Here is an 11,042-nt window from a genome sequence, read left to right as displayed (position 1 = left end):
CGACCGGTGACACTTCCTTTGTACCACTCGTCGCGAATGCGCTTGCTCCGGGGCCGTGAACAGGGCTTTTCCGGCCCCGTTCACGGCCTCGGGTCATGCCTGCGGCTCGACCCGCACGCCGGCCCGATCGACCGGAAGGCGCAGCTCGTCGAAGCCGTTCGGCGCAATGCCGGCGGGAAGCTCCCCACCCGGCGGGAACGCCAGTACGGTCGGTCCCGCACCGGACACCGCGGCGGCGACGCCGGCCGAGCGCAACTGGCGGACCAACGCGATGGTCTCCGGCCACGCCGACTCGCGGTAGTCCTGGTGCAGCCGGTCGTCGGTGGCGGCCAGCAGCAACGCAGGATCGCTGGTGACGGCGTGCACCGCCAGCGCCGCACGCCCGGCCGCGAACGCGGCGTCGGCGTGCGGAACCCGCTCGGGCAGCAGGCCGCGCGTGGTGTGCGTCGACGACTCCGCTTGGGGGACAAGGACGATCGGTGACACGTCCGGGTGCGGATCCATCCGGACCGCGTGGAAGCGCCCGGAATCCTGCCAGGCGACGACGAAACCGCCGAGCAGGCTCGCCGCGGCGTTGTCCGCGTGCCCCTCGCGGACCGCGGCCATCTGCAGCGCGCGGTCGGCGTTTTCCTTGTCCCGCAAGTCGAATCCGGCGAGCCCGAAGGCGGCGGCGACCCCGGCGACGATGGCCGCCGCCGAGGAACCCAGCCCGCGGGAGTGCGGAATCGCGTTCTGGCAGTGCAACCGCAGCGCGGGCGCCGGGAAACCCAGTTCGGCCAACGCCTTGTGGATGACCCGCACCACGAGGTGACGCTCGTCGGTGGGCAGGGCGGCGGCGCCCTGCCCCTCCACCGACACCTCGGCGGTGCCCGCGGCGCCGTCGACGACCTGGACGGAAACCTTGTCGTACAACGACAAGGCCATGCCCAGGGCGTCGAACCCGGAGCCGAGGTTCGCGGTCGAAGCGGGCACCGTCACCCGAACGGCCGACACCGGCAATGCGGTCATGCCAGTTCCAGCGCGGTGGCGACCGCGCCCGGGTCCACCGGCAGCGGCTCCACCTCGACCATGCCCGACAACGCGGTGTCCGGGTCCTTCAGGCCGTGGCCGGTGACCGTGCACACCACGACCGAGCCCGCCGGGAGGCGGCCGTCGGCGGCGGTGACGAGCAGCCCGGCGACGCTGGACGCCGAGGCGGGCTCGACGAAAACGCCCTCCCGCGAGGCCAGCGTCCGGTAGGCGGCGAGGATCTGCTCGTCGGTCACCGCGTCGAACAGCCCGCCAGACTCGTCCTTCGCGCGCACCGCGCCCGCCCACGACGCCGGGCTGCCGACCCGGATGGCGGTCGCGATGGTCTCCGGCTGCGCGATCGGCTGGCCGTGCACCAGCGGCGCGGCACCGGCGGCCTGGAAGCCGAACATGCGGGGCGTCCGCTCGATGACACCGTCACCGGCGTACTCGGTGTAGCCCTTCCAGTAGGCCGTGATGTTGCCGGCGTTGCCGACCGGCAGGCAGTGCACGTCGGGCGCCCGGCCAAGCACGTCGCAGATCTCGAACGACGCGGTCTTCTGGCCCTCCAGCCGCACCGGGTTCACCGAGTTGACCAGGGTCACCGGGTGCTCGGCGGAGGTCTTGCGGGCCAGCTCCAGGCAGTCGTCGAAGTTGCCCTGGACCTGCAGGATCTTCGCGCCGTGCACAACCGCCTGGGCGAGCTTGCCCAGCGCGATCTTGCCCTGCGGCACGAGCACCGCCGAGGTCAGCCCGGCGCGGGCGGCGTAGGCCGCGGCCGACGCCGAGGTATTGCCGGTGGAGGCGCAGATGACGGCCTTGCTGCCCTCGGCCAGGGCGTGCGTGATGGCCACGGTCATGCCGCGGTCCTTGAACGAGCCGGTCGGGTTGGCGCCCTCCACCTTCAGGTAGACGGTGCAGCCGGTGAGCTCGGAGAGGTGGTGGGCGGGCACCAGCGGGGTGTTGCCCTCCTGGAGGGTCACGATGCGCGCCCCGTCCGGGACCGGAACCCGGTCCCGGTACGCCTCGATCAGGCCGGGCCATCCGGCGCCGGACCGCACCGGCGCACCCTGGATGTTCGTCACGACGATTCACCTTCCACGCGCATCACGCTGACCACCTCGCGCACCACCGGTAGCTGCGCGATCTTGTCCACTGTGGACTTTAGTGCCGCGTCGGGGGCCGTGTGGGTGACCACCACGAGGCTGGCCTCCGCGCCCCGGCCCTGCTGACGCACCACCGAAATGCTCACATCGTGCTCGTTGAACATGGCCGCGACCTGCGAGAGCACGCCCGGTTTGTCGGCCACGTCGAGGCTGATGTGGTAGCGGGTGGGGGTCTTGCCCATCGGGCGCATCGGTAGCTGCGCGTGCGCCGACTCCCGGGGCCCCCGGCCCGCCACGACCAGGTTGCGCGCGACCGCGACGAGATCGCCGAGCACCGCGCTGGCGGTCGGCGCTCCCCCCGCGCCCTGACCGTAGAACATCAGCTGCCCCGCGGCCTCCGCCTCGACGAACACCGCGTTGAAGGCGTCGCCGACGCCGGCCAGCGGGTGGCTGCGCGGGATCATCGCCGGGTGCACGCGAGCGGACACCGACTCGGTGCCGTCCTCGTCGACCACCCGCTCGCAGATCGCCAGCAGCTTCACCGTGCGGTCCAGGGTGCGGGCGGCGGCGATGTCGCCGGGCGTTACCGCCGAGATGCCCTCCCGGTGGACGTCGCTGGCGGTCACCCGGGTGTGGAAGGCCAGCGACGCCAGGATCGCGGCCTTCGCCGCCGCGTCGAAGCCGTCCACGTCCGCGGTCGGATCCGCCTCGGCGTAGCCCAGCCGCCCGGCCTCGTCCAGCGTCTCGGAGTAGCCGGCGCCGGTGGAGTCCATCGCGGACAGGATGTAGTTCGTGGTGCCGTTGACGATGCCCATGACCCGGTTGATCCGGTCCCCGGCCAGCGACTCGCGCAGCGGGCGCAGCAGCGGGATCGCGCCCGCCACGGCCGCCTCGAAGTAGATGTCGGCGCCCGAGGCGTCCGCCGCCGCGTACAGCTCGGAGCCGTGCTCGGCGAGCAGCGCCTTGTTCGCGGTCACCACCGACTTGCCGGACTTCAGCGCAGTCAGCAGCAGCGAGCGCGCGGGCTCGATGCCGCCGATCAGCTCCACGATGACGTCGACGTCGCCCTCGACCAACGCGTGCGCGTCGGTGGTCAGCAGGTGCTGGGGCACGTCGGGGTGCTTGTGCGGGCGACGCACCGCCACCCCGGTGACCAGCATCGGCGCACCGGTCCGCGCGGCGAATTCATCCGGTTGGTCCTGCAACAGGCGCAGCACCTCGGTCCCGACGGTCCCGCACCCCAAGAGTGCGACCCTGATCGGTTCACGGTCCTGGCTCACTCACACCTCCAGCCGGAGCAGGTCGTCCTCGGTCTCCCTGCGCAGCAGCAACCGCGCCTGACCATCTCGAACCGCAACGACGGGCGGCTTGGGCAGGCGGTTGTAGTTGCTGGCCATCACGTAGCAGTAGGCGCCGGTGGCGGCGACTGCCAACAGGTCTCCTGGAGCAATGTCCTCCGGCAACCAGCAGTCGCGCACCACTACGTCACCGGACTCACAGTGTTTGCCCACGATGCGGGACAGCACGGCGGGCGCCTCGGCATTGCGGGACACCAGCCGGCAGTCGTAGACGGCGTCGTAGAGCGAGGTGCGGATGTTGTCGCTCATGCCGCCGTCCACGCTGACGTACTTGCGGTGCGCGTCGCCGCCGAGCGCCACGTCCTTGATGGTGCCGACCTCGTAGACGGTCACCATGCCGGGGCCGACGATCGCGCGGCCCGGCTCGACGGCGATCTTGGGCACGGGGATGCCCGCGTTGTCCGCTTCCTTGCCGACGATCTCGTGCAGCCGGATCGCCAGCTGCTCGGGCGGCAGCGGGTCGTCGTCGGCGGTGTAGGCGATGCCCAGCCCGCCACCGAGATCCACAGTGGACGCGCTGGCCATCGCGTCGGCGCCGTGCTCCTCGCGCAGCTCGGCGAGCAGCCGGACCACCCGGTGCGCGGCCAGCTCGAAGCCGTCCACGTCGAAGATCTGCGAACCGATGTGGCTGTGCAGGCCGGCCAGCACCAGCGAATCGGTCTTGAGCACCCGGTGCACCGCCTCGGCGGCCTGCCCGTTGGCCAGCGAGAAGCCGAACTTCTGGTCCTCGTGCGCGGTCGCGATGAACTCGTGGGTGTGCGCCTCGACGCCGACGGTGATGCGCACCAGCACGTGCTGGCGGACGCCGCGCTCGGTGGCGATGTGGTCCAGCCGGGCGATCTCGTGGAACGAGTCCAGCACCACGGAACCGACCCCGGCCTCGACGGCGGCGGTCAGCTCGGCGACGGACTTGTTGTTGCCGTGGAACGTGATCCGCTCGGCGGGGAACCCGGCGCGCAGCGCCACGGCCAGCTCGCCGCCGCTGCACACGTCCAGGCTCAAACCCTCCTCGGCGACCCACTTGGCGACCTCGGTGCACAGGAACGCCTTGGACGCGTAGTGCACGGCGGCCGGGTCGCCGAACGCCTCGGCGTAGTCGCGGCAACGCGACCGGAAATCGTCTTCGTCGAGCACGAACAGCGGCGTGCCGAAGCGTTCGACGAGTTCGCGGACGTCGATGCCGGCGAGCCGGACGACGCCGTCGGCGCCGCGCTCGCAGTTGCGCGGCCAGACGTTCGGGTGCAGCAGGTCGACTTCGTCCGCGGTCGCTGGGAGGGGTCCCGCGGTGTTGCCGGGCAGCACGACATCGGCGTGCCGCGGCCCGGCGGGATGGGCGCGCATTTACAGCTCCTTCGCGCGACCTGCCGATGGGCAGGCCGTTGTTGCAATCATCTGCTCGCGTGCGCCCTACATCTTGTCCGGGGCGCTGACCCCGAGCAGGCCGAGGCCGTTGGCGAGGACCTGGCGGGTCGCCTCGCACAGCTGCAGCCGGGCGATGGTCAACGGGCTCGCCTGGTCGTCACCGGGCTGCAGCACGCGGCACGCGTCGTAGAACTTGTGGTACGCGGCGGCCACGTCCTCCAGGTAGCGGGCCACCCGGTGCGGTTCCCGCAGCTGGGCGGCCGACAGCACCACGCGCGGGAACTCGCCCAGGGTGCGGATCAGGTCGCCCTCACGTTCGTGGGTGAGCAGCGACAGGTCGGCTTCGTCCACCGGTCCGCGCTCGATGCCGAGCGAGGCGGCGTTGCGCTGCAACGAGGACAGCCGGGCGTGCGCGTACTGCACGTAGAAGACCGGGTTCTCGTTGGTGCGCTTGCTGATCAGGTCCAGGTCGATGTCCACCGCGGAGTCCGCGGAGGACCGGATCAGCGAGTAGCGGGCCGCGTCCACGCCCACGGCGTCGACGAGGTCCTCCAGGGTCACGACGGTGCCCGCGCGCTTGCTCATCCGCACCGGCTTGCCGTCGCGCACCAGGTTCACCATCTGCCCGATGAGCACCTCGACGACGGCCGGGTCGTCGCCCAGCGCCGCGGCGGCGGCCTTCAGCCGGGCGATGTAGCCGTGGTGGTCGGCGCCCAGCATGTAGATGCACAGGTCGAAGCCGCGGCCGCGCTTGTCCCGCAGGTAGGCGACGTCGCCGGCGATGTAGGCGGGCGCGCCGTCGCTCTTGATCAGCACCCGGTCCTTGTCGTCGCCGTACTCGGTGGAGCGCAGCCACCAGGCGCCGTCGGCGAAGTACACGTGGCCGGACTGCTTCATCTCCTCGACGCACGCGGCGACCGCGCCGGAGGTGTGCAGCGAGTCCTCGTGGAAGAACACGTCGAAGTCGGTGCCGAACTCGTGCAGGCTCTGCTTGATCTCGTCGAACATCAGCCCGACGCCGACGCGGCGGAACGCCTCGTGCCCCTCCGCCTCGGGCAGCTCCAGGGCGTTCGGCTCGGCCTTGAGCACGGCCGCGGCGATGTCGGCGATGTAGTCGCCGCCGTAGCCGTCCTCCGGCGCGGGCTCGCCCTTCGCGGCGGCGATCAGCGACCGCACGAACCGGTCGATCTGCGCGCCCGCGTCGTTGAAGTAGTACTCGCGGGTCACCTCGGCGCCCTGCGCGGCCAGCACCCGGCCGAGCGCGTCGCCGACCGCGGCCCACCGGGTGCCGCCCAGGTGGATCGGGCCGGTCGGGTTGGCGGAGACGAACTCGAGGTTGACCTTCAGCGCCGAGTAGAGCTCGCCGCGGCCGTAACCGGCGGACTTGGTGAGCACCTCGCGCACGATCTGGCCCTGCGCGTCGGCGGCGAGCCGGAGGTTCAGGAAGCCGGGCCCGGCGACGTCGACGGAGTCGATGGCGTCCTGCCCGGTCAGCGCCTCGGCGAGCCAGCCCGCGAGATCGCGCGGCGACACGCCGACCTTCTTGGCGACCTGCATGGCCACGTTCGTGGCGTAGTCACCGTGCTCCGGGTTGCGGGGTCGCTCGACCGTTACCGCCTCGGGCAGCACGGAAGTGTCCAGGTCCCTGGCGGAGAGGACCTCGACGGCGGTGTTGCGGACCAGTTCTGCGAGCGCGGCGGGAGTCACCTTATGCAGTCTAAGGAAGCGTCCGCGCTGCTCAGCCAACGGGTTGGGGACGAGCGGGCAGGGGATAACACGCCGCGTGATCGACTCGTCACTCTGATGTGAGAACGTGGTGGCGAGCATTGGACGCACGGCCACCCGCGGCGCCCGGAATCTCTACACTGACGGGCCGGATCCCCCGGTGGTTCTCGGCGAGACGAGGTTTGCGAAGAGCATGGCGAACAGGAAGAGCAAAGCGGTGCGCGGCGCCGTGGTGCACCAGCGGTCGATCCCCTGGATGCTGATCTCCGGCGTCACCGTCGTGGTGGTTTTCGCGGCCGTGATCTTCGGGTACGCGTACAGCCGGTGGTCGGGGCAGGAGTCGATCCGGCAGGCCCAGGCCGAAGCGGAGAAGGCCACCGAGGCGTTCAAGCCGTCGCCGCAGAACCCGGACCCGTCGAAGACCATCCCCGGCGTCACCGTCGTCGACTACCCGGGGCAGATCCACGTCCGCCCGGACCAGCGGGTGGCCTACGACCACACGCCGTCGTTCGGCGGCCCGCACGACGGCATCTGGGCCGACTGCACCGGCGTGGTCTACCCGGAGGCGGTGCGCACCGAGAACATGGTGCACTCGCTGGAGCACGGTGCGGTGTGGATCGCCTACAACCCGGACCGGGTCGGCGAGCCCGGCCTGGAGCGGCTCAAGGCCCGCGTCGACGGCAAGCCCTACACGATGATGTCGCCGTACCCGGGCCTGGACAGCGCGATCTCGCTGCAGTCCTGGGGCCACCAGCTCAAGGTCGACAACGCCGACGACCAGCGCATCGACCAGTTCATCACCGCGCTGCGGCTGAACAACAACGGCGTCTACCCGGAGATCGGCGGCTCCTGCCAGGCCTACCCGGGCGCGTTCGACACGAACAACCCGCCGAAGTTCGACCCGACCCCGCCCGGCCCGGACGCGATCCCGATGGACGGCCGCGGCGCCAGCGCCGCCACCGGCGAGATGGGCCAGTGACCCGTGTCGGCTGAGGCACGGCGACCGCTGCCGGTCCGCATCTTCGTGGCCGTCGCGGCGGCGGTCGTCCTGCTGCTGCTGGGGGCGGCGCTCGGTCTGCTGATCCGGGTGCCGTCCTTCGACAGCGCCGAACCGCAGCCGACGGCGGTGGACGTCGGCTTCGCGCAGGACATGTCCGTGCACCACCAGCAGGCGGTGACGATGGCGACGCTCGCGCGGGAGCACGCCGCCGACGTCGCCGTGCGCCAGCTGGCGTTCGACATCGAGACCAACCAGCGCGACCAGATCGGCCGCATGCAGGGCTGGCTCAGTCTGTGGGGCCAGTCCGCGCAGGCCGTCGGCCCGCTGATGACGTGGATGACGGAGGACGGCGGCCACCAGCACAGCGCCCCGGCGGCCGCGCAGTCGGAGTCCGGCGGGCTGATGCCCGGCATGGCGACCAGCGCGGAGATGTCCCGGCTGCAGTCGCTGCGCGGGCCGGAGTTCGACGTCTACTTCCTGCAGCTGATGCTCCGCCACCACGAGGGCGGCGCGCCGATGGCGGACTACGGGGCGACGCACGCGGCGGTCCCGGCGGTCCGCGAGCTGGGGAAGAACATGCTCGGCTCCCAGCGCAGCGAGAGCGACCTCATGCGCTCGATGCTCGCCGAACGAGGCGCCCAGCCGCTGCGCTGAGGCGCGAGCATGGGAACCTTCCTGTCACCCGGCGGCCCTCACCAGGTCAAAGCCCGGCAGCGCTGGGCGCATTCGGCGGGCTCGACCTGCAGGGTCGCGTGGTCGATCTGGTAGCGCTCGGCCAGGACTCGCTGGGCGGCCACCAGCACGCCGCCGTGGTCGGCGCCGGCTCCGGTGGTGAGGTGGGCGGAGGCGACCTCCATGCCCGAGGTGAGGGTCCACACGTGCAGGTCGTGCACCTCGGTGACCGACGGCAGCGCGGCGAGATCGGCCCGCAGCTTCTGCAGGTCCACCCCTTCCGGCGCCTGCTGGACGAGGATCCGCAGCGCCTGCCGCGCCAGCTTCCAGGTGCGCGGCAGCACGAAGAGGCCGACGGCGACCGCGACGATCGGGTCGGCCAGGTACCAACCGAACGCCCAGGTCACCGCGCCACCGATCAACACGCCGACGGAGCCGATGGTGTCCGCGAGCACCTCGAGGTAGGCGCCGCGCACGTTCAGGCTCTCGTTCGCGCCGCGCCGCAGCAGCGCGAAGACCACGAGGTTGGCCGCCAGCCCGGCGGCAGCGGTCAGCATCATCGGCACGCCGGCGACCTCCGGCGGCTCCTGGAACCGGGCGATGGACTCGTAGAGGATGTAACCGGCGACGCCGAACAGCAGCACGGCGTTGGCGAGCGCGGCGAGCACTTCCATGCGGTAGAGGCCGAAGGTCCGCTTGCCCTCGACCGGTCGCCGGGCGGCGGTGATCGCGGCCAGCGCCATGCCGACGCCCAGCACGTCAGTGAGCATGTGCCCGGCGTCGGAGAGCAGCGCCAGCGATGACGTGAGGAACCCGACCACCGCTTCCAGGACGAAGAACGCGAGCAAGATCGCGAACGATGCGGCCAACCGCCGCACGTAGCGGCCGGATGCGCTGACCGCGTCGGCGGCCGAGCCGTGCCCATGCCCTTGACCCATCGACCGTCCTCCTCAGTCGTCTCTCCGATACATAGTGAAGTATGCATGAGTGCACGCGTCAAGTCAGGCCGTCCCGCCCATCGGGATGCGAGCATGGGAACTTTCCTGTCACCGGCGGCAGGAAAGTTCCCATGCTCCAACCTCGCCACGAAGACGCGGTGAACTGCGAGACAGCGGCAAACGGACCCCCGTCGAAGGGTGCCCGCCGGGTGCGCTAAGCTAACGATCGTCCGCAGGGACAAGCCCTCGTAGCTCAGCGGATAGAGCACTGCCCTCCGGAGGCAGGTGTCACAGGTTCGAGTCCTGTCGAGGGCGCACTGAAATCGGGCCCTGGTGAGTTTCACTCACCAGGGCCCGATTTCGTTATGCGGCAAGCAACATCGACGCGGCGCTCACCTGGTGGTGTAAGCGCCGCCGTTCACGTGCAGGGTCTGCCCGGTGATGTGACCCGCGCCTTCGGACGCCAGGAAGTGCACCGTTTCGGCGATGTCGCACGGACGTCCCGCACGGCCGTTGTGGGTGGCGTCGATCAGGGCGGTTCGCTTCTGCTCGCCGAGTTGCCCGTGGAAGAACTCGGTTTCCTCGATGTAGCCGGGCGCGATCAGATTTGCCGTCAGCCCCTTCGGCCCCACCTGTGCGGACAGGCCCGCGTTCCAGGCCGCCAGCGCCGCCTTCGCCGCCCCGTAAGACGTCGAGGCGTATTCGGCGCCGATGGAACCGATGTTGATGATGGTGCCGCCCGGTCGGAGTTTGTCGAGCACGGCCGTCGTGGTGGCGACGGCACTGAGCAGGTTGGCGTCCAGGTTCTCCCGCCACGCGGCCATCACCTCCTCGAGACTTTCCGGCTCCCCGGACCGCTGCAGATCGGTGTTGCCGCCGGCCATGTTGACCAGCACGTCGAGATGCTCCCCGAGCCTGTCGGCCAGGTCTGCCACCTGCCGGGGATCGGTCGCGTCGCAGGCGATCGACCGGACGTCGATCTCGGCCGCGGTGGCCGCCAGCCGCTCCGCGTTGCGGCCTGTGATGATCACGGTGTCACCTTCGGCACGGAATCTGGCCGCAACCGCCTTGCCGATTCCCGTACTACCTCCGGTTACGAGCACGATGCGCTTCACCGAAAGCTCCTCAACTGTTACGTTTAGCGCTAAACGTAACTCGGGAGGCGGCAGATGTCCAACACCCCAGGAGCCGGGGACTATCCGCTCAACCAGGCCGCCACATGGCCCACGGCGGACATCGCAGCGGCATGGCAACGCGAACTTCCCGGCGTGGACACCGATTCCATCGGGGTCATCACGCCGATCTGGCGAATCGCCAAGGTCCTCGCCGACGAACGGCGGCGCACCCTGAGCAGGCTCGGAATCGATCCGTCCACACTCGACCTCCTCAGCGTGATCCGCCGCGCGGGCCCGCCGTACGAGCTCACGACCCGCGAGATCACCCGCCGGACGCTGGTCACCCCGGGTGCGGTCTCCCAGCGAATCGCCCGGGCAGAACAAGCCGGACTGGTCTCGCGATCACCGTCCACGGCCTCGCGCCGAGCGGTCGCCGTCCGGCTGACCGACGCGGGCCACCGCCTCATCGAAACCACCGTGCGCGAACTGCTCGAACACGAATCGCAGTTGATCAGCGCGCTCACCGCGGCCGAACGCTCATCCCTGACCGGCTTTCTCGCCAAGCTGGAACATTCGCTCGTCGAGCCGCCGCCCGCCGGATGAACGTTGATGTCCTGCTGGATCGCCGGTAGCGCCACGTTCAGCGCGCTGCCATCGAGCAGGATCATGAAGAATCCCAAGCAAACGGCGGCCAGAGCAGCAGCGGGACGGCGCAGCGGCTCGGTGCCTCCGCGCCGCGTGACAGGAAGGTTCCCATG

Annotated in this window: 10 protein-coding genes and 1 tRNA gene; 4 read left to right on the top strand and 7 right to left on the bottom strand. The window is 70.6% G+C overall.

Annotated features, from left to right (window positions below; all coding sequences use genetic code 11):
- Positions 1-93: 93 nt before the first annotated feature.
- From thrB to argS, 5 genes are all read right to left on the bottom strand, one after another.
- Positions 94-1,008, bottom strand: coding sequence for a homoserine kinase (thrB, locus tag AB0H93_RS20825; RefSeq protein ID WP_358574589.1), 915 nt, complete (start codon positions 1,006-1,008; stop codon positions 94-96).
- Positions 1,005-2,069, bottom strand: coding sequence for a threonine synthase (thrC, locus tag AB0H93_RS20820; protein ID WP_132493188.1), 1,065 nt, complete (start codon positions 2,067-2,069; stop codon positions 1,005-1,007). Before thrC ends, thrB begins: the two co-directional genes overlap by 4 nt.
- Positions 2,070-2,089: 20 nt before the next feature.
- Complete coding sequence (locus AB0H93_RS20815; protein WP_358574588.1) at positions 2,090-3,394, bottom strand: homoserine dehydrogenase; 1,305 nt, start codon at positions 3,392-3,394, stop codon at positions 2,090-2,092.
- A complete protein-coding gene (lysA, locus tag AB0H93_RS20810; protein WP_358574587.1) occupies positions 3,395-4,813 on the bottom strand; it encodes a diaminopimelate decarboxylase in 1,419 nt (472 codons plus the stop codon). It abuts the gene before it with no gap.
- Positions 4,814-4,879: 66 nt separating this feature from the next.
- A complete protein-coding gene (argS, locus tag AB0H93_RS20805; RefSeq protein ID WP_358574585.1) occupies positions 4,880-6,541 on the bottom strand; it encodes an arginine--tRNA ligase in 1,662 nt (553 codons plus the stop codon).
- Between the two features lie 211 nt (positions 6,542-6,752).
- Here argS and AB0H93_RS20800 point away from each other — a divergent pair, with 211 nt between their 5' ends.
- Positions 6,753-7,538 carry a DUF3105 domain-containing protein gene (locus AB0H93_RS20800; protein WP_358574583.1) on the top strand — a complete coding sequence of 262 codons (786 nt, stop codon included), beginning with the start codon at positions 6,753-6,755 and terminating at the stop codon, positions 7,536-7,538.
- Positions 7,539-7,541: 3 nt separating this feature from the next.
- A complete protein-coding gene (locus AB0H93_RS20795; protein ID WP_358574582.1) occupies positions 7,542-8,213 on the top strand; it encodes a DUF305 domain-containing protein in 672 nt (223 codons plus the stop codon).
- 38 nt (positions 8,214-8,251) lie between these two features.
- On the opposite strand, the gene AB0H93_RS20790 is transcribed toward AB0H93_RS20795, so the two are convergent.
- A complete protein-coding gene (locus AB0H93_RS20790) occupies positions 8,252-9,169 on the bottom strand; it encodes a cation diffusion facilitator family transporter (protein WP_132493152.1) in 918 nt (305 codons plus the stop codon).
- 242 nt (positions 9,170-9,411) lie between these two features.
- Here AB0H93_RS20790 and AB0H93_RS20785 point away from each other — a divergent pair.
- Positions 9,412-9,484 (top strand) — tRNA-Arg (locus AB0H93_RS20785).
- A 77-nt stretch (positions 9,485-9,561) separates the two neighbouring features.
- Here the strand turns inward: AB0H93_RS20785 and AB0H93_RS20780 are convergent.
- Positions 9,562-10,284 carry an SDR family oxidoreductase gene (locus AB0H93_RS20780; RefSeq protein WP_358574581.1) on the bottom strand — a complete coding sequence of 241 codons (723 nt, stop codon included), beginning with the start codon at positions 10,282-10,284 and terminating at the stop codon, positions 9,562-9,564.
- Between the two features lie 54 nt (positions 10,285-10,338).
- Here AB0H93_RS20780 and AB0H93_RS20775 point away from each other — a divergent pair, with 54 nt between their 5' ends.
- Positions 10,339-10,887 (top strand): MarR family transcriptional regulator, encoded by a 549-nt coding sequence (locus AB0H93_RS20775; RefSeq protein WP_358574579.1) that lies wholly within the window; start codon positions 10,339-10,341, stop codon positions 10,885-10,887.
- Positions 10,888-11,042: the final 155 nt, after the last annotated feature.

It is taken from the genome of Saccharopolyspora sp. NPDC050642, assembly GCF_040654735.1.
GTDB classification, from domain to species: domain Bacteria; phylum Actinomycetota; class Actinomycetes; order Mycobacteriales; family Pseudonocardiaceae; genus Saccharopolyspora; species Saccharopolyspora elongata.
Note: the sequence above shows the minus strand (reverse complement) of the source record. Positions and strands in the feature narration are given on the sequence as shown.